This is a genomic window from Thiocapsa sp. UBA6158, assembly GCF_002423035.1.
GTDB lineage: Bacteria > Pseudomonadota > Gammaproteobacteria > Chromatiales > Chromatiaceae > Thiocapsa.
Map to the genome: position 1 here is coordinate 24,395 of NZ_DIUM01000047.1, position 26,628 is coordinate 51,022.

A 26,628-nucleotide genomic window follows, 5' to 3' on the forward strand; every position below is an offset into this window, starting at 1 on the left:
CCTATGCCATCGTTCGACATCGTCTCGGAAATCGACCTGCAGGAGGTCCGCAATGCGGTTGATCAGGCCAATCGCGAGATCGATACACGCTTCGATTTCAAGGGGGTGAAGGCGAGCTTCGAGCTGAGCGACGAAAAAATCCTGATGATCGGCGAGCAGGAATTTCACCTGCAGCAGATGATGGATATCCTCCGCCAGAAGCTGGTCAAACGAAAGGTCGACCTCTCTTCGATCGACCCCGGCGATCCGGTCTCGAATCTCAGTGCCGCCCGCCAGGAGATCGCGCTCAAGCAGGGTGTCGACAGCGAGACCGCCAAGCGCATGGTCAAGGCCATCAAGGCGAGCAAGACCAAGGTACAGGCCCAGATCCAGGGGGACCAGGTCCGGGTCTCCGGGAAGAAACGCGATGACCTCCAGGAAGCAATCGCGCTGCTGCGCGGCGAGGACTGGGGTCTGCCGATTCAGTTCACCAACTTCAGAGATTAAGAATCCAATGACGAAAGCCAGAGTTTCCGTGCTCGCCCTTGCCGCCCTGATGCTCGCCGCGCAATCCGCGTGGGCATCGCCCGAGAAGACCATTCGGGATGCACTCGGCAAGATCGTTCCGGGCGTCGAGATCGACAGCGTGACGGCCTCTCCGGTGAAGGGGCTCTACGAGGTGATGATCGGCACTCAACTGATGTATGTCACCGGCGACGGGCGTTATTTCGTCGACGGGCGGATCGTCGATCTGGAGACGCGAGAGGATCTGAGCGAGCCGCGTCTGGCCGGAGCGCGTAAGGGCCTGGTCGACGCGGTCGGTGAGTCTCAGATGGTCGTCTTCGGGCCGGCCGACGCCAAGCACACCGTGACCGTCTTCACCGACATCGAGTGCGGCTACTGCCGTAAACTGCACGGCCAGATCGACGAGTATCTCAAAGAAGGAATCCGTGTCCGTTATCTCTTCTATCCGCGCGCGGGGCAGGGCAGTCCTGCCTACACCGAGGCCGTGTCGGTGTGGTGCGCCGGCGATGCTGCCGCCCAGCGTTCAGCCATGACCGACGCGAAGGCCGGTAAAGCGATCCCGGAGAAGACCTGTACAAACCCCGTCGACGCGCACATGGCGCTCGGCCAAGAGCTCGGCCTGCGCGGGACCCCGGCCATCCTCACCGAGACCGGCGAGATGATTCCGGGCTACGTGGAGCCCAAGCGCCTGGCGGCCCAGCTCAACGGGGCGCCCGGATCCTGAGCCACGATCGTCGAGCGCAGACGATGACGTCGAAGCGCTGCGCGATGGCGTCATGAGGACTCATACACTCGAATATGCCTGGCGCACCGACCGTGGCCGCGTGCGCACCCGCAACGAGGATGCGGTGGCCGTCGACCCCGCCCTGGGTTTCCTGATCGTGGCGGACGGCATCGGCGGCGCCCGGGCGGGCGAGGTCGCAAGCGCATTGGGGGTCGAGGTTATCGCCAAGCGTTTTCGAGAGCACATGGCCTGTCAAATGCCTTCGGATGCGGCGCAGGCTTTTGTCGAGAGGGTGATCCAGGACGCCAATCTCGCCATCTTGACCCTGAGCAAGACGGAGCCGGATCTCTCCGGGATGGGGACCACGGTGGTGGTGGGGTCCGTCGGCGACGCTTGGCTGGCGTTCGGCTACGTGGGCGATTCGCGATTGTATCGGTTTCGCAAAGGACGACTTGAGCAGCTCTCGCGCGATCACTCCTTCATCCAAGAGGTCGTCGACCAAGGGTTCTTCAGCACGCGCGAGGATGCCCGTCGCTACGGCATCGGGGCCAATATCCTGACCCGAGCGTTGGGCTCGTCGCCGAAGGTCAAGGTCTCCGGCGGGGTTGCCGATCTCGCACGCGGCGACATCTTTCTGTTCTGTACGGACGGTCTGACGGGCATGGTGCCGGAAGACTGGCTGTGTCAGGTGCTGACGGCGAGCTTCGGGAACGATCTCGAGCCCGCCGCCGAGGCGCTGGTGCGTCTCGCCAACGAGCGCGGCGGTACCGACAACATCACCTTGGCGCTGCTGCGGGTCGGCGGGCCGTCGTGCGATTCCGGCTGATGTGCGCGCCCGGTAGCGATGAGGAAAACCCAACGACCTAAACCGCGTCAAGAGCGAGAAGCTCAGTGTCGAGTGCGCTCGACGCTTGGTGCAGCCACGGCCCTTAGCGTGAGCGTGGTTTAAAATAATATATTTTTTAATACCTTAAGCTGCGCCGTCTCCAGCGGTCGTCAAAACTGCCGGGGCCGATCCCATCCAAAAACATCGCATGCCGCACTGGGCGCGATTTAGATCGCGGAAGCGGAAAGCACTCCGACACACCTGGTAGTCAAGGGGCAGATGCCGGATCGGCCGAGAGATCCTTCAGCTGATACATCAACGCCAAGGCGGCGCGTGGAGTCAAGCCGTCCGGCTCGATTGCATCCATGGCCTCCAGAAGCGGATGCGGCGGGGCGGGCTCGGGATCCGGCGGGAAGAGCGAGAGCTGCACGGCATCGCGCTCCGCATGTCGCCGCGCACCCGCCTCCAGCTCACGCAACCGCTCGCGTGCCCGCGCAATCACCAGGGCCGGCACACCCGCCAGTGCGGCGACCGCCAAGCCGTAGCTCTGATTGGCCGGACCCTCGCGCAGTGCGTGCATGAAGACGATGCGGGCGCCATGCTCGACGGCGTCGAGGTGGACGTTGGCGATCCCCGGATGTTCCTCCGGCAAGGTCGTCAGCTCGAAATAGTGGGTCGCGAAGAGCCCGTAAGCGCCGATGCGCGTGGCCAGCTCCACGGCGCAGGACCAGGCCAGCGAGAGACCGTCGAAGGTGCTGGTGCCGCGTCCGACCTCGTCCATCAGCACCAGGCTCTGGGCGGTCGCATTGTTCAGGATGTTCGCCGTTTCTTCCATCTCCACCATGAAGGTCGAGCGACCGCCGGCGAGATCGTCCGAGGCGCCGATCCGCGAGAAGATGCGGTCGATCGGGCCGATGGTCGCCGTGCGTGCCGGCACATAGCTGCCGCTGTAGGCCAGCAGCACGATCAAGGCGTTCTGGCGCATATAGGTCGATTTGCCGCCCATGTTGGGGCCGGTGATGACCAGCATGCGACGGCGGCGATCAAGCCGCAGGCCGTTGGCGATGAAGGGGTCGTCCAGCACCATCTCCACCACGGGATGGCGTCCGTCTTCGATCGCGATGATCGCCTCGTCGGTGAGATTCGGCCGGGACCAGTCGAGTGCGCGGGCGCGCTCGGCCAGATTAGCCAGCACGTCCAGCGTCGCGATGGCCTCCGCGCTGATCTGCAGCGGCCCGATCGACTCGGCGAGGGTGCCGAGCAGATCCTCGTAGAGCGCCTTCTCGCGCGCCAGCGCGCGCTCGCGACTACTCAACACCTCGTCCTCGAAGCGTTTGAGCTCCGGCGTGACATAGCGCTCGGCGCCCTTGAGCGTCTGGCGGCGGATGTAGTCCTCCGGGACCTGATCGGCCTGACTGCGACCCAGCTCAATAAAATAGCCATGCACGCGGTTGTAACCGACCTTCAGTCCGGGGATGCCGGTGCGCTCGCGCTCGCGGGTCTCCAGGTCGAGAAGGAAACGATCGGCGTTGCTCGAGAGCTCGCGCAGCCGATCCAGCTCCGGGTCGAGACCCGATGCGATCACGCCGCCGTCGCGAATCAGCATCGGCGGTTGGGCGATGATCGCGCGCCGAAGCAGATCCAGAACCTCCGGATGTGTTCCGACGGCCTCGGCCAGGCTCAAGAGCAGCGGGTCGTCGCAGCCCTCGAGCGGTGCGCGCAGATCCGGCAGCACGGCCAGCGCATCGCGCAGCGTGGCCAGATCGCGCGGTCGCGCCGAGCGCAACGCGATGCGCGAGAGGATGCGCTCGAGATCCCCGATTGCGGCGAGGATGCTCTGTAGGTCGGCGTGCATGCCCGTGTCGATCAGTGTCCCGATCGCAGCATGACGCGACTGCACCTCCAAGCGCGTGCGCAAGGGGCGGCCGAGCCAGCGCCGCAGCAAACGGCTGCCCATCGCGGTCGCGGTGCGATCGAGCACGCCGGCCAGCGTGTGCTCCGGACGCCCGCCGAGACTCTCGGTGATCTCCAGGTTGCGCCGGGTTGCGGCATCCAGGATCAGGGCCTCGTCGCGCTGCTCGGTCGTGAGTCCGCGCAGATGGGGCAGGGCAGCGAACTGGGTGTCGCGGACATATTGGAGCAGACAACCCGCAGCGCCGACGGCGAGATCCAGCCCCGCGCAGCCGAAGCCGTTCAGATCGCGTGTACCGAACTGGTTGCAGAGCAGACGCTCGCCGGTGTCGCGGTCGAAGTGCCAGCTCGGGCGGCGGGTGACGCCGCGATCGATGCGCAGGGCCTCGGGGAGTCGGCTGTCCTCGCCGACCAAGACCTCGGCCGGCTTCAAGCGCTCCAGCTCGCTCGCCAGCGCCTCGCGGGTGGCGACCTCCAGGACCGAGAATCGCCCGCTGGACAGTTCCGAAAACGCCAGGCCGTAACCGTCGCGCCCCTCGGCGATCGCGGTGAGCAGGTTCTCGCGCCGGTCGTCGAGCAGGGCTTCGTCGGTCAGCGTCCCGGGCGTGACCAAGCGCACCACCTTGCGCTCGACCGGCCCTTTGCTTTTGGCCGGGTCGCCGATCTGTTCGCAGATCGCTACCGAGACACCTTTGCGAACCAGGCGGGCCAGATAGGCCTCGGCGGCATGATAGGGCACGCCCGCCATCGGGATCGGGCGGCCCGCCGACTGCCCCCGCTTGGTCAGGGTGATGTCCAGCAGCCGCGCGGCCCGCTCGGCGTCCTCGAAGAACAGCTCGTAGAAATCGCCCATCCGATAGAAGAGCAACATCTCCGGATACTCCGCCTTAAGACGGAGGTACTGCTGCATCACCGGGGTGTGCGCACTCTGGTCTGGTGTATCCATTGCCTGCAAGATGCCGAGGTATGAGTCGGAGTGGGAGTGCCGGGAGGGTCGAACAGAACGACACCGTGTCAGTCGCGAGCTCGATGTTGCTCATGCTCCAACGAGTCCGGATCGAGGCATTCTCAAGAATCAAGGCATTTCAATTCCTGAACCGCTTCCGGCACCGCGCTCTTGATATCCGAAGAGACACCCCGTCCACACGAGATCCCGGATCACTCGGGACGCGGTTCAGACGGCCGCGACCTCGGTCGAATCGCCGTACATCTCGATCCCGAGCCGCTCGCCGACCTTGCGTGCCCGGCCGTCGATCATCGGCGAGATGACGATCAGGCGATTGGCCTTGCGCTCGTGGCGCCGTTCGTAGAAGCGCGCCTTGCGCTCGAAGATGTACATCCCGGCCTTGTCGATCGAGGACTTCAGCTCGCAGATCAGCAGCAGACCGTTCTTGGTGATGACGTCCAGCTCGATCTGGTCGGGACGGCCGAAGACCTCGCCCGAGTCATCGTAGTCGGTGACGTTGACCACCTGCACGTCGAAGCTCTGCTCCAGGATGGCGGCCAGGGCGTCGCGGAACGCCTTCTCCGATTGAAGTCCCCACCGCGAGCCGAGCGCACCGATGCCGCGATCGAATTTCTGCGCCTGGGCCATGATCTCGTTGTGCAGGCGTTTGAGCTCTTCCTGGTTCTCGTCCCAGCGGCGATTGCTCTCTGCTTGGTTTTCCTCCCACAGGCGACGCTGCTCGGTTCGGTTCTCGTCCCAAAGGCGCCGCCGCTCGGCTTGGTTCTCGTCCCAGCGGCGGTTCTGCTGCTCCCATTTCTGCGCGTCTTCCTCGCGCATGCGCTTGAGCTCGGCCTGATTCGCCGCCCACGTCTGCGTCTGCTCCTCGCGCATGCGCTTGAGTTCGGCCTGATTCGCCGCCCACGTCTGCGTCTGCTCCTCGCGCATGCGCTTGAGCTCGGCCTGATTCGCCGCCCACGTCTGCGCCTGCTCCTCGCGCATGCGCTCAAGCTCGGCCTGGTTCGCCTCCCATTTGCGTTCCTGCTTCTCGCGGTCGCGACGTAGTTCGCCGAGCAGTTCGTAGAACCGATCTCCGGTTTCCCTGCGGTCGGCGTACTCGTTGCGTGTCAACTCGAGCACATAGGTCCGGAACGCAGGATCCTCCCGCAGCCAAGTCGGCAGCTCGCGTTTGATGGTGTCTTTTAGGGATTCCGTGGTCATGTTAAACCGCGCCCAGCGCGGTATGCGATGTTTGTGGATGGGATCGGCCCCGGCAGACTTAACGATCGCTGGAGTTGGCGCGGTTTAAGATATTAAAAAATAGATCATTTTAAACCGCGTCCCCGCTAAGGGCCGTGGCTGCACCAAACGTCGAACCCTCTCGAAAATCAGCAGCTCGCTCCGGAGGCGGTTTAGATGCCGAGAAGCGATTCCGGGTCTTTGGTCGAGTCTAACAGAGCGGAAAGCGCAATGAGCGCGCGAGGTCGTCTTCATGCGGTTGTCCCTGGACGCCTGCCTATCCAGTGCGGCCCCGGGCCGAGCCGTGAGCGGTCGGGATCGTCCCTGGTTGCTCCCCTTTGTGCGTCCGAAGACTCGGACGTGATGCGCCCGGTTGCCGTTCCCCGCTCGGCCCGCAGGGTTCGTTGACTCGAAGGCCGTCATGACCTCGCACGGTCTCTCGCGCCGGAATCGAACACACCGAGCCTCGAAAGCCCGGCTCAACCAGTCGCCAAAGCGAATGCGACCATCAGGATCCTGCCTGATCCGCCTTGCGAGCAGCCTTCATCAGGGGCTCCATCAGGTCCATCGGGAGCGGGAAAACGATTGTCGAGGTCCGGTCGCCTGCGATTGCTCCCAGGGTCTCGAGGTACCTCAGCTGCATGGCCTGCGGCTCTTGGGACAGGATGTGGGCTGCGTCCTTGAGTTTCTCGGCGGCCTGCTGCTCGCCCTGCGCATGGATGATCTTCGCCCGCCGCGAGCGTTCCGCCTCGGCCTGACGGGCAATGGCCCGGATCATCGACTCGTCCAGGTCGACATGTTTGATCTCCACGTTGGCGACCTTGATGCCCCAGGCATCGGTCTGGGCGTCGAGGATCCGGCGCACATCGTCATTGAGCTTGTCGCGCTCGGCAAGCATCTCGTCGAGCTCATGCTGACCGAGCACCGAGCGCAGCGTAGTTTGTGCCAGTTGACTCGTCGCATCCCGAACCTCCTCCACCTGGATGATGGATTTCTCGGGGTCGATGACGCGGAAGTAGACCACCGCGTTGACCTTCACCGAGACATTGTCGCGTGAGATCACGTCCTGACTGGGCACGTCCATCACCTGGACCCGCAGGTCGACGACCTCCATGTTTTGCACCACGGGGACCACGATGATCAGACCGGCGCCGCGATCCTCGGCCACGGCGAGACCATCCTCCACATAGGCAGCGCCTGCAGGGCCGATGCTACCCTGAAGGTCGATCAGCAATGCCTCTCTGGCCAGGACGTCAGCCGGATTGGTCGCCATCAGGCCCATGATCAGCATCGCCAACCACCGTCCGACTGGATTCGGCATGTCGATCAGCTCCTTTGCTGTCTTTCCCCTCCAGCATCGACAAGCTGTCTGTGATTGTGCTCCGCTGGTGTGAAGGCTGGTCAGCCCTGCCGGCTCTCCCCGATCTGGTCGCAATACTGGCTGAGGTTGTCCGGCACGCCGGGAGGACAGACGCCGCATTCCCGGTTGCCGGGGACCGCATAGTCGATGAACTTCGGATAGGCGAGATCAAGCCCGTTCATCAGCTCGACGAAGGACTCGAGCGAGCGGTTGCCGCCGAGCCGCGGGTTGCGGGTCTTCTCCTGCGCGATGCTCGAGACCCAGCGTCCCTCGTAATCGTGGCCGGGGTAGACCAGCGTCTCCTCGGGCAACGAGAAGAGCTTGCCGGCCACGCTGTGATACAGGGCCGCCGGGTCGCCGCTCTGGAAGTCGGTGCGACCGCAGGCATCGATCAGGAGTGCATCGCCGGTGAGAACCCGCTCCCCGATCCGGTAGGCATGATGGCCGTCGGTGTGACCTGGGGTGAAGAGCGGGTCGATACGCAGACTGCCGACCGCCAGCGGTGTCCCTTCCTCGATCGGTACATCGACGCAGGTCAGAGCGTCGATTGCGGGATGCGCGATGCGGCTGCCCGCTTCGCGCTTGAGCGTCAGTGCGGAGGTGATGTGATCGGCGTGGACGTGGGTATCGAGCGTGTAGACGAGCTTGAGTCCGAGCTTGGAGACCTCGCCCAGGTCGCGCTGCCAGGTGGGCAGCACCGGGTCGATCAAGATCGCCTCGCCCGTCTCTTCGCAGGCGAGCAGATAGGTGTAGGTACTGGAAATCGGCTCGAACAGTTGTTTGAACAGCATTGTGGTCCTCCGTTGAGAATGGCGTGTGCAAGCGGTGTATGGTAGCGCCCCTGAACCGTGCCATGCGGTACGCTCGATCGGGGGTGTGGATGGAAGTCGCGATGGGTGTCGGTTGTGACCGCGGGGCGGGGCTCGGCACGCTGGAGGCCGCGTTGACGTCGGCCTTGGCGCGCGTCGGCCCCGTGGATGTGCGCTGGCTGGCGACCATCGACCGCAAAGGCGACGAGCCTGCGATCCTGGCCTTGGCTGCAGCGCGTCGTTGGCCGCTGGTGATCTATCCGGCCACGGCGCTCGCGTGCATCGAGGTGCCCAATCCGTCGGCGCAGGTGCTTCGCCACCTCGGTGTTCCGGCGGTTGCAGAGGCGGCGGCACTCTTGGCAGCCGGTGCCGAGATCGGCGATCTGCTGCTGGAAAAGTACAAACATCGCGGCGAGGACGGTAAGCATGTCACCTTGTCGATCGCGGCTTGGCGACGGTGAGACGCGAGCCGGACGCTTTGGATGCACGCGCTCGACGCGCAACCGAACTCCGGCAACCGAACGCAGGTTAGTTGGGTCTCGATCTGCGCTTCTCGTTAGAATGCCGCCATGCGACACGATCTCAAGTTACCCCGTCTCTACAAGACGCTCCTCATGCTGGCGCTCGTCTTCGGCCCCTTTTACTGGCTGGCCTTCACCGAGGACGGGCAGCGGCGCACCGATCTAGCCCTGATGTTCCTCCTCGGCAAGCCCGAGCTGAACGCGGCCTTGGATTCCTTCACCAGTGCTTTGAGCGAGGGGCAGATCCGCGAGACCTTCCCCAAACTTGTGTTTCAGTGTGCTGACGGGGCGAATCCATTCGGCGACCGTCTCTGCGCCGCCGAGATCGGTGCCTTCAACGGGCTTCCGGCATCCTCGGTGACCCTGTTCCTGGTCGGCGACGGGCTGCGTGCGGTCAAGGTGTCGTACCGTCGCATCTACCATCCGCTGGTGCGCGACTGGGTGGAGGGGCGTGTCGGTGGGGTCGATGATGCGCGGGCGTCGGAGGAGGGCGAGGAGACCGGCGACGGTGTCGCGACCTGGACGGTGCCCGACGGCTTGCTGATCATGCGCGACGGCGAGCTTGCGCGCGAGGACGATCCGGCCCTGTTCTGGCTCTCGGGCGCCGCGCTCGCTCGACAGGCCGCCGCTCGCGCACCGGATCAGGCCCCGTTGAACTGATCCAGGAAGAGTTTGAGCGAGATCAGGACCGAGGACACGACCAGGATGGGTCGCACGAGTACCGCCCCGTGCTTGAGCACCAGATGCGAGCCCAGCCAAGCACCGATCAGTTGGCCGACGGCCATCGAGGCGGCGACGATCCAGACGACCTGTCCGCCGATCATGAAAAAGATCAACGCCGCCAGATTGCTCGTGAAGTTGAGCAGTTTGGTGTGGGCGGTGGCGCGGCGCATGTTGTAGCCGAGAAGCGCGACATAGCCCATCGCGAAGAAGGTCCCGGTGCCCGGGCCGAAGAAGCCGTCGTAGAAGCCGACGCCGACTCCGACGGTCATGGCGAAGGTCGGCGTCGACAGGCGCTGGTGCGAGTCCAGATCCGAGACCCGCGGCGAGAAGAGGAAGTAGAGCGCGAACCCGACCAGCAGCATCGGGATCAGGCGCTGCAGCGCGGCGCTGTCGATCTGCTGGACCAGGATCGCGCCCAGTGCGGCGCCGACCAAGGTGCAGGCGACCGTGAAGGCCGCGCTGCGCGGCTCGATCAGGCCCTTGCGCATGAAGTGGATCGTCGCACTGCCGCTGCCGAAGACTGCCTGCGCCTTGTTGGTCGCCAGGCTTTCGACCGGGCTCAGACCGGCCCAGAGCAGGGCCGGGATGGTGATGAGTCCGCCGCCGCCGGCGATGGCATCGACAAAGCCCGCCACGAGGGCGAGGCCAAACAGGATCAAGGCGATCTCGGGGGAATCCACTCGGGTCTGCGTCCTCGCCGTTCAGTTGAAATCGAAGAACCTGGTTACAATCTGCGCCCCTCACGTCACGACATTGAAGACCCTAGCCGACACCACGATGCCCGCACTCGACGTACAGCAGCTCACCAAGACCTACAAAGGCGGTTTCCAGGCCCTGAAGGGGATCGACCTGACCGTCGAGGAGGGGGATTTCTTCGCGCTGCTGGGACCAAACGGGGCAGGTAAATCGACCTTTATCGGCATCCTCGCCTCGCTGGTGAACAAGACCGACGGCAGCGTGAGGGTCTTCGGCGAGGATCAGGATCGCACGCCCGAGCTGGTGAAGTCATTCATCGGTCTCGTGCCGCAGGAGTTCAACTTCAATCTCTTCCTGCCGGTGGTTGAGGTGGTGGTCAATCAGGCCGGCTACTACGGGATCCCGCGGCGCGAGGCGAAGGTGCGTGCCGAGCGTTATCTCAAGCAGCTTGATCTGTGGGACCGTCGCGACACCGAGATGCGCAAGCTCTCCGGCGGTCTGAAGCGGCGCTTGATGATCGCGCGGGCATTGGTGCACGAGCCGCGGCTGCTGATCCTCGACGAGCCGACCGCAGGCGTGGATATCGAGATCCGTCGCTCGATGTGGACCTTCCTGCGCGAGCTCAACGCCGGCGGGACGACCATCATCCTCACGACCCATTATCTCGAAGAGGCGGAGAGCCTCTGCCGCCACATCGCCATCATCAACCACGGCGAGATTGCCGAGCGGACCAGCATGTTGACGTTGCTCAACCGCCTCAATACCGAGACCTTCGTGCTGAATCTGAAGGGTCGGCTCTCCGAGCTGCCTCAGCTCGGCGGCTTCGTGCTCCAACACCTCGATGACTGTACGCTCGAGGTGGAGATGAGCCGCGAGCACACCGTGAACGGTTTATTCGAGGCACTGTCGCGCAACGGGATCGAGGTGATCAGCCTGCGCAACAAGCAAAACCGCCTGGAGCGACTCTTTCTGGAAATGGTCGATCGCCGTGCCGACGCCGGGTGGTCGAGCTCGGATCCGGCAAACGCGCCCGATGCCGCGCGCAAGGTGACTGCGTGAGCAGGCAGGGTGTCGGCTGGTATCGTCACTGGATCAGCTTTCAGACGATCTTCATCAAGGAGATCCTGCGGTTTACCCGGATCTGGGTCCAGACGATCCTGCCCTCGGTCATCACGACCACGCTCTATTTCGTGATCTTCGGGCGTCTGATCGGCGATCGGATCGGCACGATGGGCGGCTTGGATTATCTCGACTTCATCGTGCCGGGTCTGGTGCTGATGGGCGTCATCACCAATGCCTACTCCAACGTCGTGTCGTCCTTCTACAGCAGCAAGTTTTCGCGCTACATCGAGGAGTTGTTGGTCTCGCCTGCGCCCGATTGGGTCATCCTGGCGGGCTATGTGGCCGGCGGCGTCGCGCGAGGTCTGGTGGTCGGGTTGGCCGTCATGCTGGTCGCCATGGTCTTCACCGAGATCCGGATTCACAGTGTTGCCGTGACCTTGCTGGTGATTACGATGACGGCGGTGCTGTTCGCGCTGGGTGGATTCATCAATGCCGTCTATGCCAACAGCTTCGACGACATCTCGATCGTGCCGACCTTCGTGCTGACGCCCTTGACCTATTTGGGCGGCGTCTTCTACTCGATCGAGCTGTTGCCGGCGTTTTGGCAGGGCGTGTCGCTCGCCAATCCGGTCCTCTATATGGTCAACGCCTTTCGCTTCGGGCTCCAAGGCGTGAGCGACATCCCCGTCGGGATTGCGTTCGGGATCATCGCGATCTTCATCTTGGTGCTCGGGGCCTTCAGTCTGCACCTCCTGCGTCGCGGGGTCGGGATCAAGACCTGATCGACGGCGATCCGTATCGGCCGATGCAGACGATGCCTGTTGCGCAACGGCCTCGAGAAGCATCCGCGCAGCATCCCAAGCTCGCTCCGTTGATCCCCTCAGGTTGTATCCTCATGCGGCAAGTGGGACCATAAGCACCTGAAACTTCCATAAAAGGATCGCCCACCCGATGTATCCAGGCGTTCTCTTCATCCATCCCTTGCCGATGAGCACGGCGCCGCGTCACGCGGTGGACCTGCTCGGTGCCGGCTCGGATTCCTGCTCCGAGCGGGGGCGCTGACGTGGCACGACGTCCAGGTCGCGTCCCCATGCGTCGACGCCGCGGGATCGGCGGATTTCTACTCCGCTGGGTCCTGCTGATTCTGGTCGGCGTCGGTCTCGCCGGCACCCTTTACAGCATTCATCTCGACCGCGTGGTACGCGGCAAATTCGAGGGGCAACGCTGGGCATTGCCGGCCCGGGTCTTTGCGCGTCCCTTGGAGCTCTATGCGGATCGACCGCTGCTCGGGGACCAGCTTCAGGCCGAGCTTGACCGTCTGAACTATCGCCGGACCGCCGCCCCGGATGCGCCCGGCAGCTACAGCCGCGACGGCGAGCGCTTTCTGATCCGCACGCGCTCATTTCGGTTCTGGGACGGCGAAGAGCCCGCCTACGCCCTGAAGGTCGAACTCGTCGAGGGGCGTGTCGCCGAGCTCGAGGATGCGTCCGGCGGTCCGGCCCCGGCACTGGTGCGCCTGGATCCGATGTTGATCGCCAGTATCTACCCGACCCACAACGAGGATCGCGTCCTGCTGCGCCGCAAGGAGATCCCCGATCTGTTGATTCGCACGCTGATCGCGGTGGAGGACCGCAGCTTCTATCGGCATGTCGGCGTGGATCCGCGCGGGATCGCGCGTGCCGCCTTCAGCAACGTGCGCGCCGGGGGCGTGGTCGAGGGCGCAAGCACCCTGACCCAGCAGTTGGTCAAGAACTTCTACCTGACCGCGGATCGGACCTTCGAGCGCAAGATCAACGAGGCCCTGATGGCGTTGCTGCTCGAGCGGCGCTACAGCAAGGACGAAATCCTCGAGGCCTATGCCAACGAGATCTATCTGGGCCAGGACGGCAGTCGGGCGATCCACGGCTTCGGTTTGGCGAGCAGTTTCTTCTTCAACAAGCCGATCGAAGAGCTCGGTGTCCCGGAGACGGCGCTTTTGGTGGGAATGGTTCAAGCGCCGTCGAGCCTGGATCCGCGGCGTCGTTCCGAGTCTGCGCTCAAACGGCGCAATCTGGTGCTGGATCTGATGGCGCGCGACGGCGTTATCAGTCCCGCCGACGCTGCGGCGGCCAAGGGCGCGCCGCTCGGGATCGCCGAGGGCGGAGGCCGCCCTGTCGGCGAATATCCCGACTTCATCTCCCTGGTTCGGCGCCAACTGCAACGTGACTATCGCGAGGAGGATCTCAGGTCCGAGGGCCTGAACATCTTCACGACGCTCGACCCCCTGGTGCAGTCCGAGGTCGAGAAATCGCTTCCGGCGCGCCTGTCCGATCTTGAAAAGTCGCGCCGGATGAAGGCCGGCTCGCTCGAAGCCGCAGCGGTGGTCACCTCGGTCGCCCAAGGCGAGGTGCTTGCGCTTGCCGGCGGTCGCGAGTCCGGCTATGCAGGGTTCAACCGAGCGCTCGACTCGGTCCGCTCCATCGGCTCGCTGGTCAAGCCGGCCATCTATCTGGCCGCTTTGTCCAAGCCCGAGCGCTATTCCTTGACCACCAGCCTGCAGGACACGCCGGTCAGCATGCGTGTCGGCGACAAGATCTGGGCGCCCAAGAACTACGACCGCCGGGTCAACGGGGCCGTGCCGCTGCATCGCGCACTGAGCAGCTCGTTCAATCTGGCGACGGTCCATCTGGGGCTCAGCGTCGGCATCACCGAAGTGACCGAGACGCTCTATCGCCTCGGTGCACAGCGGCGTATCAGCAAGGTGCCCGCGATGCTGCTCGGCGCGGTCTCCTTGTCGCCCTTGGAGGTTGCGCAGGTCTACCAGACGATCGCCGCCGGGGGCTATCGGGCGCCGCTGCGGGCGATCCGCGAGGTCATGGACCCCAACGGGCGGCCGCTCAACCGTTATCCGCTGGCCGTCGAGGCGGTTGTGGATCCGCGTGCCGCGTATCTGACGACCTGGGCGATGCAGCGCGTCGTGACGCACGGTACCGCGCGCTGGCTCGGCGACAAATTGCCCAAGGGGATGACGATGGCCGGCAAGACCGGCACCACGGACGAGATGCGCGACAGTTGGTATGCCGGATTCAGCGGCGACAAGGTTGCCGTCGTCTGGGTCGGCCGCGATGATTATCAGCCCATGGGGCTGGCCGGAGGCACCGGCGCACTGCGTGTCTGGGGTGATTTCATGTTGGCCATCCCCAACGAGCCGCTGTCGGATGTCCCGCCGGACGGTGTAGTCGTGGCCGGCAAGGGCGAGGCACCCTACGTCGCCGGCACGGCACCGGCCGCACGCGGCGGCGCAGGCGGCGACAAGAAGTCTGTGCCTGCGAGCGGCAACACGCAGGATCTGGCTCAGGCGGGCGAGCAATCCGCTGCCGAGCCCGAACCTGCGCCCAAACCCGAGGCGGCGCCTAAGGCGTCGTCCAGCAAGAATCTTTTTATGAGCGATTTTTACAACTGATGACTAGAGTTCCAGCGATCTTGATGGCAGGTTTGGTGTTGACGGCCTGTGCGACAGGACAGCGCGAGGGCGATCCGGCGCCGGTTCTGCAGGTCACGCCCCGCGAGCCCGTTGCCGCGAAGGCCGAGCCGGCCGCGAAGCCCGAGCCGGTGGAGCAACCCGCAGCGCCCAAGAAGCAGCAAACCAGGGTCTTTGCCTATCGGGATCCCGCCGCCGAGCCCGATCCGGCACCCGCGCCCGACCCGGCCGTCGCCGCGGATGCCGCCCGAGCACCTGCCCAGCCATCGGCTCCGGCAACGGCGGCCGCCGCCGCGCCGAGTGTTGCGCAGACTCCGGCCAAGCCTGCGCCTGCTGCCAAGCCGCCAGCGACGCCGACGCAGGCGCCCAATCAGGCGAGGACCACCCCGCCGGCGCCCGCGCCTGCTGCAGCGAAGCCTCCGACGCCCGCAGCACCCAAGCCGAAGGTCGCGCAGACGCCGCCCAAGCCCGAGGCCAAGGCGCCCCCGACCCCGCCCGCACCCGCTCGGGCCGAGGCGCCCCCGCAGCCGCCTCCTGCTCCCGCGCCGGCCGCACCGCCGCCGGCTCCGCCTGTGCAGGTTGCTGCGGCCCCGCCGGCACCACCGCTGGCTGCACCGGGTCTGCCGCCGGCCGCGGACGCCTTGGCCCGCCAAGCCGAGCAACAGCGCCAGTCGGGTGACTATGCCGGGGCAGCGGCTTCACTCGAGCGTTCCTTGCGGATTGCACCGCGCGAGGCCTATCTCTGGAATCGTCTCGCCCGTGTCCGTCTGGAGCAAGGTCAGGCCGCGCAAGCCGGCAATTTGGCCTCTCGCTCGAACGATCTCGCGGGCGACACGCCGAACGTCAAGCAGGACAATTGGCGGGTCATCGCGGAGTCCAAACGTCGCGCCGGGGATATCGCCGGCGCGACCGAGGCGGAGAAGCGGGCGAGCGGGAACTGAGCGAGCCGACGGCGGCTCACTCAGGGCACCACGCCCCCGCCATGGCCGATCTCGGCGACATCTTCGGTCCGGATGGTCGGCTCTCCGAGCGTCTGCCCGGTTTCGCCCATCGTGCGCAGCAACAGGCGATGGCCGAGCGGATCGCAGCACTCATGGAGGAGGGCGGCACTCTCATCTGCGAGGCGGGCACCGGCACAGGCAAGACCTTCGCCTATCTGGTGCCGGCCATCCTCTCCGGGCGCAAGGTCCTGATCTCCACCGGGACGCGCAACCTGCAGGACCAGTTGTTTCATCGCGATCTGCCGTTGGTTCGGGCCGCGCTCGGCGTTGCGGTACGGGCTGCCTTGCTGAAGGGACGCGCCAACTATCTCTGCCGCCACCGTTTGAAGCTCGCGATCGACGACATCGCGCACCTGGATCCGGAGTCGCGCAGTGGTCTGAAGCAGGTCCAGGAGTGGTCGAAGTCGACGACGCGCGGCGACATCGCCGAGCTGGGGATCCCGGAGGATGCCCAAGTCTGGCCGAGCGTGACCTCGACCGGCGACAACTGTCTCGGTCAGGATTGCCCGGACTGGCAGGGCTGCCATCTAGTCGCTGCGCGTCGCGAGGCCCAGGCCGCGGATCTGGTGGTCGTGAATCACCATCTCTTCTGTGCCGACCTGGCGCTCAAGGACGAGGGGTTCGGCGAGATCCTGCCGGGTGCGGACTGCTTCGTGCTCGATGAGGCCCACCAGTTGCCCGAGACGGCGACCAGCTTCTTCGGCGTGCGCGTCAGTGCTCGGCAACTGCTCGATTTGGTTCGCGACAGCGAGCTCGAGTATCGGCGCGAGGCCGGCGACCTGCCCGAGCTGCCCAAACGGCTCTCGGCGCTGCGTCGAGCGGTTCAGGATCTACGTCTGGGCCTCGGCGAGATCGATCGCCGCGGGCCTTGGAGCGAGCTTGCCGGCGTGCCGGAGGTCTTGAAGGCGCTGGAGACCCTGGTGCGGCGTCTGGCATCCGTGACCGAGGGACTGCAGGCCGTCGAGGGTCGCGGCAAGGGTCTGGACGCCTGCCTGGGACGCGCCGAGGGTCTCGGCGACGCCTTGCAGCGTCTGACATCGGTCGAGCCGCCCGAGGCTGTGCGCTGGTTCGAGACCCAGGGACGCGGGTTTCGGCTGCACGAGACACCGCTCGAGGTGGCCGAGCCCTTCCGCGCGCAGATGGGGCGACCCCAAACCGCCTGGGTCTTTACCTCCGCGACGCTGGCCGTGGGCGAGCGCTTCGATCATTTCGCCCGTCAGCTCGGGATCGAGGAGGCGCAAACCGAGCGCTGGGACAGCCCCTTCGACTATGCGAATCAGGCGCTCTGGTTCGTCCCGCGCGGTCTGCCGCAGCCGTCCGAGCCCGCGTACAACAGCCATCTGATCGAGCTGGCCTGCGAGGTCCTCGGCTACAGCCGCGGGCGTGCCTTCCTGCTGTTCACGAGCTACCGCGCATTGCGCGAGACGGCCGAGGGTCTGGAAGGCCGTATCCCCTATCCGATCCTGGTCCAGGGCACCGCACCGCGGGCCGATCTGGTCGAGCGTTTTCGAACGCTCGGCAACGCCGTCCTTTTGGGGACATCCAGCTTTTGGGAGGGTGTCGACGTGCGAGGCGAGGCGCTGTCCTGCGTGCTCATCGACCGCTTGCCCTTCGCCTCGCCCGGCGATCCGGTGCTCGCCGCGCGGATCGACGCCGTGCGGCGCCGCGGCGGCAACCCTTTCAACGATCATCAGCTCCCGCAGGCCGTGATCGCCCTGAAGCAGGGTGCCGGTCGGCTGATCCGCGACGGCGAGGATCGCGGCGTGCTGGTAGTCTGCGACCCGCGTCTTCTGGGCCGATCCTACGGCCATCGCTTCCTGGAGAGCCTGCCGGCCATGGCCCGCACGCGCTCGATCGACGACGTGAGGGCCTTTTTCGCGACGGCACCGCAGGCCGATGATCATCCACCTGAGTCGGTCGAGGCTGCCCAAGCCGCGCCCGTCGAGGCCCCGACCTGACCCCGTGCGCTTGATCGAGGCCGACGATGCCGGCATTTCTCCCCTATCGAGCACCCGCAGAGATGTCGTTGACGGAAACTCGCGGCGCGCGGCGCACGCCAGGCCCGCCTCGGGAATGCTTGCCCCTCGCGTCAGTCGAATGCCCCGGATCCGCGGCGCTCGACCCGAGGTCGCCGCGGCCATGACGACGGAAACGATCTGAGATGACCTCGAAACGAACCGATCTCGAATCACCCGCCAATGCCACCGATGTGAGCGCCTTCCTGCGCCAGGTCGCCGCGACCCCGCGCGTCGGCCCGCCCGGCGCGCGCGGGCGTCTCATCTTCGCCATGGATGCGACGGCGAGTCGCGAGCCGACCTGGGATCGGGCGGCGCAGATCCAGTCCGGCATGTTCATCGAGACGCGCGACCTGGGTGGGCTCGAGGTTCAGCTTTGCTACTACCGCGGCTTCCGGGATTTCTCGACCTCGCCTTGGCTTCAGGATTCGGATGCGCTGCTCAAACGCATGAACGGGGTCTTCTGCGAGGCCGGTCTGACCCAGATCGGTCGTGTCCTGCAACATGCCTTGGACGAGGCCAAGAAAGGGCGTGTCGATGCGCTGGTGTTCGTCGGCGACTGCATGGAAGAGAGTCGCGATCGTCTCGCCGACCTGGCCGGACGGCTCGGGCTCTCGGGCATACCGGCGTTTATCTTCCAAGAAGGTCGCGATCCGGCCACCGAGCGGAGCTTCCGCGAGATCGCTCGCTTAAGCGGTGGGGCCTGGTGCCCGTTCGATTCCAGCAGCCCCCGGATGCTTCACGATTTGCTTGCAGCTGTGGCTGTTTATGCCGCCGGCGGTCGGGCGGCGCTGACACACTACGGCGAGACCCACGGCGGCGCCGTTCTTCAATTGACCCACCAAATGACGAAAAAAGGGACCTGAGGTTCGCATGGCGCGTTTGCTGATCCTGCTCGGAATCCTGGGTGTAGTTCTGTGGTTTCTATACTGGTTTCGCGCGACCCCGGCGCACCGGGTCAGCCAGGTGCTGCGCAAGGCCGCGTTCTGGGGTGTCATCGGCGTCTTGGTCCTTGCCGCGGCGACCGGACGGCTGAGCCCCATCTTCGCAGCCATCGGCGCGGCAATCCCGCTGGTCCTGCGCGCGGCCGCCGTCGTGCGGCTCTTCCCCGCCATCCAGCAGGCGCTGCGCAGTCTCGGTCTGGGTGGTTTGGCCGGACCCGGCGGAGCCGGTGCCGGCGGCGGCGCCCGGGCATCGAGTATTCGCACGAAGTTCCTCGAGATGCGCCTCGATCATGCGAGCGGGACGATGGACGGCGACGTCCTCGACGGCCCCTTCAAGGATCGCCGGCTCTCGGATCTCACGCTCGACGAGCTGATCCGCATCCTCGAGTTCTATCGTGACGCCGATGCCCAATCGGCCGCAGTGCTGGAGGCTTATCTCGACCGCGAGCGCGAGGCCGACTGGCGCGCAAGCGATGAGGGAAGCGGCCGTCCCGGTCGCGCGCCTCCGCACGGTGAGCGTCTGACCAAAACCGAAGCCCGGGCGATCCTCGGGCTGGAACCGGACGCCGATGCCGACGCAATCCGTGCAGCCCACCGGCGGCTTATGCAGCGTCTGCATCCCGATCGCGGCGGGTCGGATTATCTGGCCGCGAAGATCAACGAGGCCAAGCGCTTGTTGCTGGGGGACTGAACCGCGCAGAGTGTGATATGCGTTGTTTCGGTTTGGATCGACTTGGGACTGAATCCACGAACCTCCGAGCCGGCGCGGTTTAGGATTACGGAATGTATGCCCCGGCACTCTACGCCCGCGGTCACCGGCGTCGCTCGGTCAGGAAATATGAAGCCGCTGCGACGAGCAGGGCGAGTCCCAATGCGAGTGCGATGCGGCAGGGTGTGCCGTCGCACGCGTTCGGCAGCAGGCGGCCCGTCGCGATGAGTCGCAGCACCGGTTCGTGCCAAAGAAAGAGGCTGTAGCTGATGATGCCGATCGGCATCAGGACCGGCCCGGCGAAGATCCGCTCGATCAACGGGGTGCGAAAGGCTGCGGCGAGTACGAGCAGCGTGCAGCCGACGAGGAAGAGCGGCATGCCGAGGAGTCGCCACCCGACGCCCGTCAAGATCTCGCCGAACGAGAGATGGATCAGTATCGGCGCCGCGAGCAGCGGGAAGGCGAATGCGCCCATGTCGATGGCGCGCAACCGTTGCCGCACCGGCTCGACCGAGCGCAGACGCGTGTAGAGGTTGGCTGCCGCCATCCCGAGTGCAAAGGCGATGATCTCGCCAGGCAATTGTCTCTCCAGAAAGAATCGCATCATCTCGAGCGGGAAGGGACCGGGGCGGCCGGAGACCGGATCGAAGAAGATCAATCGGGACGGTGAAACGTTCAGATAGACCCACTCCATCAGCCACCCGGGCGCATAGGTTTTCCACAGCAGCGCGACCAGCAGGGCTGTCGGGAGTGCGACCAAGACCCGGTTGCGGACGAACAAGGGGGCTAGCACCGGCAGGAGCAGATAGAATTGTGCCTCGATGCTCAGGCTCCACAGGGCCATGTTGAGCCCGAGCGAGCTGGAGCTGCCGGGGTGCAGAAAGTGCAGCAAGGGGATGTGCAGCCAGAGGTTGGTCTGTCCGATGTCGGTCCCCAGAATCGTGTAGGCACCGCGCAGGATCGGCAAAATCAGCCCGAACAAGAGGGCAAGATGGACCCAGTAGGTCGGGACGATCCGGCGAGCTCGGCGGGCGAAGAAGCGTCCGACGCGTGGGTAGGGCGTGCCCGCCTCGGCCGCCTGCATCCAGGGTCGCGCCAGCAGAAAGCCGCTCAGCACGAAGAAGAGTTGCACGCCGAGCAGGCCTTTTTCGGCCAGCGATTGACCCCACCCCGGGGACGCCCCGGATGGCCAGTCAACCAACAAGGCGTTGGCGTGGAAGGCGAAGACCCAGAGGATCGCGAGACCGCGAATGCCGTCGAGCGCGCCGTTTCTGTCGGTCGAGTTGGGATTCAATCTCGGGGCCTCGGCGAATCTCGGGTTTGGACAGTTACGCAAGGCCCCATTCTCTGCGAAGATCCCTGTTCGGTCCTGCTTGCCTCGTTCACAGCGCGCGTCGGGGGACGTTATCACCCATGGTCAAGACCCAAGCACAGACACTGATTCGACTCCCGCCCGCGCAGGTCTTCGGGTTCGTCGTGGAAGACTTCCTCCACAATTATCCACGCTGGTCGCCCGAGGTGCAGAGTCTTCAGGCGATAACGCAGGGCCCGATCCGCGTCGGCTGGATCGGCCGACAGATTCGTGTCGACCAAGGACGACGCACCGACAGTCGGTTTCGCGTCGTCGCGCTCGAGTCCGGCCGCCGCGTCTCCTTCAGGGGGACGACCGATCCCTACCTGATCGAGTATCGGTTCGAGCCGATCGGCGAGCATACACATCTCATCTTTATCTTCGAGCTTGCACGCCTGGGCTTGGCCTTGCGCCCCTTCGAGAAGCTGATCCGGATCGCGGCTCAGGACGGCGCGGAGCGCGTGATCCACAATCTCAAAGGTCTCATCGAGTCGGAACTCGTCGACACCGCTTGAGCGCACCGGAGCGCTGGCGGCCGGGGTGCCGTCGTTCGCAAACCTTTGACCTGTCGGCCGGACTCCGTATAATGCGCGATTCCCTGGAATCCGGGGAACTCCTTGTCTCACCGTTTCGGCCATCTTGCCGCCTCGGGAGGCTGTCAATCCGAAAGGAGCTTCAATGCGACATTACGAAGTAGTCTTCATGGTTCATCCGAGCCAGAGCGAGCAGGTGGCGAGCATGATCGAGCGCTACCAGACGAATCTGCAAAAGCGTGGCGGCATCGTCCACCGCATGGAGGATTGGGGTCGTCGCCCGCTGGCCTACCCGATCAACAAGGTGCACAAGGCGCACTACGTCCTGATGAACGTCGAATGCGATCAAGAGGCGATCGACGAGCTCGAAAGCGCCTTCCGGTTCAACGACGCGGTCCTGCGCAACCTCATCGTTCGCCGCGACGATGCCGTGACGGAGCCTTCTCCGTTGGTGAAGACCGGCGAAGAGCGCGAGCGCTCGGATGCACCCGAGGGCGGCAGCCGCCGGGATGATTCCCCGCGAAGCAGCAACCCCGACAGCGACTCCCAGAGCGATTAAGACGAGAAGCCAGCCATGGAATCCAGCAACTCACGTTTTTTCCGTCGTAAGCGCTACTGCCGCTTTACCGCCGAAGGCATTACCGAGATCGATTACAAGGATCTCAACCTGCTGAAGGCCTACGTCAGCGAGTCCGGCAAGATCGTCCCGAGCCGGATCACCGGGACCTCGGCAAAGTATCAGCGTCAATTGGCCCAAGCGGTCAAGCGCGCCCGTTATCTGGCGCTGCTCCCTTATACCGACGGCCACTGAGCCGCCGGCATGAAGGCGCTTGCGGCCTTCGTGATGCGCGGCCCGTCGCAGGCGGCACTGGTCGCCGCCGTCACGGCCTTGTTGTCGATCTTGGTCCCGCCGTTGGGCCTGCTCAGCGCCGGCTCGATCGGTCTGGTCGCCCTGCGCGGGGGTGCCGTCCACGGTCTGATCGTGAGCGCGGTGGCGACCCTCGGAATGGGAGTCATCGCCTGGCTGGCTTTGGGCTCGCCTTTGCCGGCGCTCGGCGTGCTGCTGATGCTCTGGGTGCCGATTCTGGCCCTTGCGCTGCTGCTGCGATATAGCCGCTCCTTGGCGTTGACGCTTCAAACGGCAGGTGCCTTGGGCATTCTTCTGATGCTCTCGGCCTACGCCCTGATGGGTGACCCGAGCGAGACCTGGTTGAAGCTCCTCGAGCCGTTCCGGGATGCGCTGGTGAAGGACGGCCTGCTGGACGACCCGTCGAGTGTGGCCGTATTCGCCGAGCTTGCGGGTTGGATGACCGGTGCATTTGCCGCGGCCTTGGTTGCACAGTTACTGTTCGGGCTCTTGATTGCTCGCTGGTGGCAGGCGCTGCTCTACAACCCCGGCGGATTCGGCGAGGAGTTTCGGGAACTGCGGTTGGGCCGTGCGTTCGGGATCCTTGTTCTGTTCTTGTTGGCGCTTCTTCCCTTCAGCGACGGTGCGAGCCTGACGGGGAATCTGTTGTTGGTGCCGGGTGTCCTGCTCCTGTTTCAGGGGCTCGCGGTGGCCCATCAGGTGCGTGCGCTCAAGCAGGCAAGGCAGGCGTGGTTGGTCGGGCTCTATGTCGCGGTGATCTTCTTCATGCCGCAAACCCTGCTCCTGATCGCCTGTATCGGTTTGGTGGACATCTGGGCCGACATCCGGTCTCGGGTTGCTCCAGCGTCGCCGCCGGGCCCGAGCGGGCCGGCGGTCTGATCCGCGCGGATCGACCGAGGCACTTTGGCCGAAAAGACCTGGAAGGAATGGATCAGGCTCGGGCTCATGCGTCGCCCGTTCCGGGAGATCACCCGAGGATCAAGGGTGCATAACCCTGATCTCGAAGAACTTTTGAGAGGAATATACACGTGGAAGTCATCCTGCTGAAGAATGTCGGTCGCCTCGGTGCGCTCGGCGACAAGGTGAGTGTCCGTTCGGGCTACGGCCGGAATTATTTGATTCCGTCCGGGTTTGCCGTGTCGGCCACCGACGCCAACCTCGAAGCCTTCGAGGCTCGGCGTGCCGAGCTCGAACAGGTCGCAGAGGAGCAATTGGGCGAGGCCCGTGCCCGCCGTGATCGTCTCGAAGGAATGAGCGTGACGATCGCCCGCCGTGCCGGCGAGCAGGGACGGTTGTTCGGCTCGGTCGGCACCGGCGATATCGCCGATGCGGTGACCGCCGCCGGGTTCGCGCTGACCAAGCAGGAGATCAAGCTCTCGGGCGGCCCCTTCCGCGCCGCCGGCGAGTACGAGGTCACCCTGCACCTGCACCCCGAGGTCGACGCCGTCATCAAGGTCGACGTCGTTCCCGAGGACTGATACGCCCGTCTCCTCATGGTCCGGCGGCGTACGTCCGCCGGATTCGGGGTGAGCCTCGCTCGGACCCACCGGGCACGTCAAGCGACTCGACTCTAGGGTCTGGCGCGACATACATCTGTGCGTGAGTCATTCGGGCCGGGGGTGATCTATGTTCGACTCGGATTCCCAAGGCCCTCCGGGCGCGGACTTCGACGAGCTCCGCATCCCGCCGCACAACATCCATGCCGAGCAATCCCTGCTCGGTGGTCTCATGCTGGACAACAGCACCTGGGACCGCATCGCCGACATGGTCACCGAGCGTGACCTCTATCGACGCGAGCACCGCCTGATCTTTCGCGCCATCGCCAAACTGGCCGCGGAGGATCAACCCTTCGATCTGGTGACCCTCGCCGAGACTTTGGAGCGCACCGAACAGCTCGAAGGTGCGGGCGGCCTTCCGTATCTCGGGACCATCGCCAACGAGACCCCGAGCGCGGCCAACATCAAGGCCTATGCCAAGATCGTCCGCCAGACCTCGGTCCTGCGCCAGATGATCGCTGCCGGCACCGACATCGCCGACAGCGGCTACAACCCCATGGGGCGAGATGCCGCCGAGCTGCTCGATGCGGCCGAGCGACGTGTCTTCGAGATCGCCGAGCAGGAGGCGCGCGGAGGCGGCGGTTTTCAGCCGATCAAAACCCTGCTCGGGCGCGCGGTCGAGCGCATCGACGCACTCTATCAGCGTGACGAGCCCATCACGGGTCTCGCGACCGGCTTCACCGACTTCGACATGATGACCTCGGGGCTGCAGCCCGCGGATCTCATCATCGTGGCGGGGCGCCCGTCGATGGGAAAAACAAGCTTTGCCATGAATATGGCCGAGCATGTAGCCATCCAATCCAAGCGCCCGGTAGCGGTCTTCAGTATGGAGATGCCCGGCGACTCGCTGGCCATGCGGATGATGTCCTCGCTCGGACGCATCGATCAGCACCGCGTGCGGACCGGGCGGCTGGAGGACGACGAGTGGCCGCGCCTGACCTCGGCGGTCAACATCCTCGCCGGCGCATCCATGTTCATCGACGACACGCCCGCCCTCTCCCCGACCGAGGTCCGAGCGCGTGCACGACGTCTCAAGCGCGATCAGGAGGATCTGGGACTGATCGTGCTGGACTATATCCAGCTCATGCAGGCACCCGGTGTCGGCGAGAATCGGGCGACCGAGATCTCCGCCATTTCACGCTCGCTCAAGGCGCTCGCCAAGGAGCTCAACGTCCCGGTCATCGCACTTTCGCAGCTCAATCGCAGTCTCGAGCAGCGGCCGAACAAGCGGCCCGTGATGTCGGATCTTCGCGAATCGGGAGCGATCGAACAGGATGCAGACCTGATCGTCTTCATCTATCGCGACGAGGTCTATCACGAGGACACGAAGGACAAAGGTGTCGCCGAGATCATCATCGCCAAGCAGCGTAACGGACCCATCGGGACGACTCGCCTGACCTTTCTCGGCAAATACACCAAGTTCGAGAACTATATCGGCAATTATTACGGCGAGGGTGGTGATTGAGCCCGAAGGCGGCGTCGTTCGCAAGACCGGCCGGGTGGACGAGCGAGAGCGAAGTCCACCGATCCCCTCGGCGGCGCTGGTGGACTGCGCTGCGCTTGTCATTATCCTGCAGCGCAAAGTCACCCAAGCGTCCGCCGCGCGACTCTCTTCCGATCAGGACAGCATCCCGAGCATCCCGAGCCAGGCCCAATACACCGCCAGGTTCAACAGTGTGAGCGGCGCCCCGACGGCAAAGAAGACCCAGAACCCGAGGTGTGTCCCGCGACGCTCGGCCGCTTGGACGATGATGATGTTGCTGGCGGCGCCGATCAGGGTGAGGTTGCCGGCGATGGTGGAGCCGGCGGCGAGGGCCATCAGCAGGTCCGGTCGTTCGGGCGGCAGCAGGGGCAGTGCGAGCGAGACGAGCGGGACGTTGGAGATCAACTGACTGCCCAGCACACCGGCGCCGAAGACCTCGCCGAGTCCGATTGGACCCGCCGGGATCCAGGACTGCATCAGGCCGGTGTTCCAGACGCTGCGCATCAGGATGAACATGGCGACGAAGAAGATCAGCGTATGCCAGTCGATCCCGCGCAGGAGCGTGACCCGGTGCGGGCTGAACAGCAGCAACGGCGCAGCGGCGACCAGCGCAATCACGACCAGCGGAAACGCAAACTGCGGTGCGACGAAGGACAGGGCGATCCGTACCGCCACCATGAGCACCAGCAGTCCCAGCGAGAGGCTCGCCAGACGGGCCAGTTTCCGATCCTCGATCCTCGTGGGCAGGTGTACCAAGGCCTCGCCGTGGATATGGCGCCAAAAGGCCAGGCGTAGGACCGCATAGGCGATCAGCAGATTCACCAGTGTTGGCGGACCCAGGGCGCCGATGAAGTCGACGAAGGGGTTTTGAATGCCCCCGTGAAGCGCGATCAGCAGGTTCTGGGGGTTGCCGATCGGGCTCATGACCGAGCCGATGGTGACCCCGAAGGCGAGTGCGAGCAGCAACAGGGCCGGCGGTAGACGGTGATCGCGCGCCAGGGCCAGCACGATCGGGGTGCCGATCACGGCCAGCGTATCGTTCATCAGGAAGGCCGAGCCGATAGCCGCGGCGAAGATCACGGCGATGAGCAAGGCGTCGGCGCCTTTGATGCGGCCGAGCAGACGCGCGCTCATCGCCCCCAGCCAACCGCTCTGCACCAGGGCGTGGCCCAGCACGAAGACCCCGAAGAGAAAGCCAATGACCTCCCAATCGATCGCCTGCCAGGCGGTCCGCGGCGCAGTCGCGCCGGTGAGGAGGACGAGCAGCGCTCCGAGCCCCATGATCTGCCAGATTGCGAGCGGGATACGCGCGAGGTTGCGCGCAGCGATCAGCGCGAGCACGCCGCCGAGTGTCCAGAGTGGCAGATGATCCAAGGCGCGCTCTGCTCAA

25 protein-coding genes are annotated in these 26,628 nt (G+C 65.0%); 18 read left to right on the forward strand and 7 right to left on the reverse strand.

The features are described from left to right. Window positions 1-3 precede the first annotated feature (3 nt). The 3 genes from B4N44_RS07105 to B4N44_RS07115 are packed head-to-tail and all read left to right on the forward strand — an operon-like array spanning window position 4 to window position 2,054. The gene (locus B4N44_RS07105; protein ID WP_296698549.1) at window positions 4-486 is read left to right on the forward strand and encodes a YajQ family cyclic di-GMP-binding protein; all 483 of its coding nucleotides are present in this window, start codon (window positions 4-6) and stop codon (window positions 484-486) included. A gap of 7 nt (window positions 487-493) precedes the next feature. Continuing rightward, a complete protein-coding gene (locus B4N44_RS07110) occupies window positions 494-1,228 on the forward strand; it encodes a DsbC family protein (RefSeq protein WP_296698551.1) in 735 nt (244 codons plus the stop codon). A 52-nt stretch (window positions 1,229-1,280) separates the two neighbouring features. Continuing rightward, on the forward strand, window positions 1,281-2,054 hold the full coding sequence (locus B4N44_RS07115) for a PP2C family protein-serine/threonine phosphatase (RefSeq protein WP_296698555.1): 774 nt from the start codon (window positions 1,281-1,283) through the stop codon (window positions 2,052-2,054). A 268-nt stretch (window positions 2,055-2,322) separates the two neighbouring features. Here the strand turns inward: B4N44_RS07115 and mutS are convergent, their stop codons facing one another. From mutS to B4N44_RS07135, 4 genes are all read right to left on the reverse strand, one after another. Next, a complete protein-coding gene (mutS, locus tag B4N44_RS07120) occupies window positions 2,323-4,911 on the reverse strand; it encodes a DNA mismatch repair protein MutS (protein WP_296698558.1) in 2,589 nt (862 codons plus the stop codon). 228 nt (window positions 4,912-5,139) lie between these two features. Continuing rightward, the gene (locus B4N44_RS07125) at window positions 5,140-6,129 is read right to left on the reverse strand and encodes a DUF3782 domain-containing protein (RefSeq protein ID WP_296698561.1); all 990 of its coding nucleotides are present in this window, start codon (window positions 6,127-6,129) and stop codon (window positions 5,140-5,142) included. A 526-nt stretch (window positions 6,130-6,655) separates the two neighbouring features. Continuing rightward, window positions 6,656-7,468: a slipin family protein gene (locus tag B4N44_RS07130; protein ID WP_296698563.1), complete on the reverse strand. Its 813-nt coding sequence runs from the start codon at window positions 7,466-7,468 to the stop codon at window positions 6,656-6,658. An 80-nt stretch (window positions 7,469-7,548) separates the two neighbouring features. After that, window positions 7,549-8,298: an MBL fold metallo-hydrolase gene (locus B4N44_RS07135; protein ID WP_296698566.1), complete on the reverse strand. Its 750-nt coding sequence runs from the start codon at window positions 8,296-8,298 to the stop codon at window positions 7,549-7,551. An 89-nt stretch (window positions 8,299-8,387) separates the two neighbouring features. Between B4N44_RS07135 and B4N44_RS07140 the strand changes: the two genes are divergently transcribed. Both B4N44_RS07140 and B4N44_RS07145 read left to right on the forward strand, forming a co-directional pair. Then, entirely contained in the window at window positions 8,388-8,777 is a 390-nt protein-coding gene (locus B4N44_RS07140) for a cobalamin biosynthesis protein (protein ID WP_296698569.1), read from the forward strand. A 108-nt stretch (window positions 8,778-8,885) separates the two neighbouring features. Continuing rightward, on the forward strand, window positions 8,886-9,497 hold the full coding sequence (locus tag B4N44_RS07145; protein WP_296698573.1) for a hypothetical protein: 612 nt from the start codon (window positions 8,886-8,888) through the stop codon (window positions 9,495-9,497). Here the strand turns inward: B4N44_RS07145 and B4N44_RS07150 are convergent. Continuing rightward, window positions 9,479-10,240 (reverse strand): TSUP family transporter, encoded by a 762-nt coding sequence (locus tag B4N44_RS07150; protein WP_296698575.1) that lies wholly within the window; start codon window positions 10,238-10,240, stop codon window positions 9,479-9,481. The genes B4N44_RS07145 and B4N44_RS07150 overlap by 19 nt on opposite strands. 97 nt (window positions 10,241-10,337) lie before the next feature. Between B4N44_RS07150 and B4N44_RS07155 the strand changes: the two genes are divergently transcribed. The 7 genes from B4N44_RS07155 (at window position 10,338) to B4N44_RS07185 (ending at window position 19,429) form a co-directional block, all read left to right on the forward strand. After that, on the forward strand, window positions 10,338-11,315 hold the full coding sequence (locus B4N44_RS07155) for an ABC transporter ATP-binding protein (protein WP_296698579.1): 978 nt from the start codon (window positions 10,338-10,340) through the stop codon (window positions 11,313-11,315). After that, on the forward strand, window positions 11,312-12,100 hold the full coding sequence (locus B4N44_RS07160; protein ID WP_296698582.1) for an ABC transporter permease: 789 nt from the start codon (window positions 11,312-11,314) through the stop codon (window positions 12,098-12,100). The genes B4N44_RS07155 and B4N44_RS07160 overlap by 4 nt, the downstream gene beginning before the upstream one ends. A 308-nt stretch (window positions 12,101-12,408) precedes the next feature. Continuing rightward, on the forward strand, window positions 12,409-14,760 hold the full coding sequence (gene mrcB, locus B4N44_RS07165; RefSeq protein WP_296698586.1) for a penicillin-binding protein 1B: 2,352 nt from the start codon (window positions 12,409-12,411) through the stop codon (window positions 14,758-14,760). After that, the gene (locus tag B4N44_RS07170) at window positions 14,760-15,719 is read left to right on the forward strand and encodes a tetratricopeptide repeat protein (RefSeq protein WP_296698589.1); all 960 of its coding nucleotides are present in this window, start codon (window positions 14,760-14,762) and stop codon (window positions 15,717-15,719) included. The genes mrcB and B4N44_RS07170 overlap by 1 nt, the downstream gene beginning before the upstream one ends. A gap of 41 nt (window positions 15,720-15,760) precedes the next feature. After that, window positions 15,761-17,737, forward strand: coding sequence for an ATP-dependent DNA helicase (locus B4N44_RS07175; protein WP_296698592.1), 1,977 nt, complete (start codon window positions 15,761-15,763; stop codon window positions 17,735-17,737). A 203-nt stretch (window positions 17,738-17,940) separates the two neighbouring features. Beyond that, the gene (locus tag B4N44_RS07180; RefSeq protein WP_296698594.1) at window positions 17,941-18,660 is read left to right on the forward strand and encodes a VWA domain-containing protein; all 720 of its coding nucleotides are present in this window, start codon (window positions 17,941-17,943) and stop codon (window positions 18,658-18,660) included. A gap of 7 nt (window positions 18,661-18,667) precedes the next feature. Further along, window positions 18,668-19,429 (forward strand): DnaJ domain-containing protein, encoded by a 762-nt coding sequence (locus B4N44_RS07185; protein WP_296698596.1) that lies wholly within the window; start codon window positions 18,668-18,670, stop codon window positions 19,427-19,429. A 121-nt stretch (window positions 19,430-19,550) separates the two neighbouring features. On the opposite strand, the gene B4N44_RS07190 is transcribed toward B4N44_RS07185, so the two are convergent. After that, window positions 19,551-20,741, reverse strand: coding sequence for an acyltransferase family protein (locus tag B4N44_RS07190; RefSeq protein WP_296698598.1), 1,191 nt, complete (start codon window positions 20,739-20,741; stop codon window positions 19,551-19,553). Window positions 20,742-20,860: 119 nt separating this feature from the next. Here B4N44_RS07190 and B4N44_RS07195 point away from each other — a divergent pair, with 119 nt between their 5' ends. The 6 genes from B4N44_RS07195 (at window position 20,861) to dnaB (ending at window position 25,220) form a co-directional block, all read left to right on the forward strand. Continuing rightward, complete coding sequence (locus B4N44_RS07195; RefSeq protein WP_296698599.1) at window positions 20,861-21,313, forward strand: SRPBCC family protein; 453 nt, start codon at window positions 20,861-20,863, stop codon at window positions 21,311-21,313. Window positions 21,314-21,476: 163 nt separating this feature from the next. Then, complete coding sequence (rpsF, locus tag B4N44_RS07200) at window positions 21,477-21,890, forward strand: 30S ribosomal protein S6 (protein WP_296698601.1); 414 nt, start codon at window positions 21,477-21,479, stop codon at window positions 21,888-21,890. A 15-nt stretch (window positions 21,891-21,905) separates the two neighbouring features. Continuing rightward, window positions 21,906-22,142 (forward strand): 30S ribosomal protein S18, encoded by a 237-nt coding sequence (gene rpsR / locus B4N44_RS07205; RefSeq protein WP_007194235.1) that lies wholly within the window; start codon window positions 21,906-21,908, stop codon window positions 22,140-22,142. A gap of 9 nt (window positions 22,143-22,151) precedes the next feature. Beyond that, window positions 22,152-23,078, forward strand: coding sequence for a hypothetical protein (locus B4N44_RS07210; RefSeq protein ID WP_296698610.1), 927 nt, complete (start codon window positions 22,152-22,154; stop codon window positions 23,076-23,078). 149 nt (window positions 23,079-23,227) lie between these two features. After that, the gene (gene rplI, locus B4N44_RS07215) at window positions 23,228-23,677 is read left to right on the forward strand and encodes a 50S ribosomal protein L9 (protein ID WP_296698612.1); all 450 of its coding nucleotides are present in this window, start codon (window positions 23,228-23,230) and stop codon (window positions 23,675-23,677) included. A gap of 148 nt (window positions 23,678-23,825) precedes the next feature. Next, on the forward strand, window positions 23,826-25,220 hold the full coding sequence (gene dnaB, locus B4N44_RS07220) for a replicative DNA helicase (RefSeq protein ID WP_296698615.1): 1,395 nt from the start codon (window positions 23,826-23,828) through the stop codon (window positions 25,218-25,220). Window positions 25,221-25,373: 153 nt separating this feature from the next. On the opposite strand, the gene B4N44_RS07225 is transcribed toward dnaB, so the two are convergent. Then, window positions 25,374-26,612: an SLC13 family permease gene (locus B4N44_RS07225; protein ID WP_296698618.1), complete on the reverse strand. Its 1,239-nt coding sequence runs from the start codon at window positions 26,610-26,612 to the stop codon at window positions 25,374-25,376. Between the last annotated feature and the right edge of the window lie 16 nt (window positions 26,613-26,628).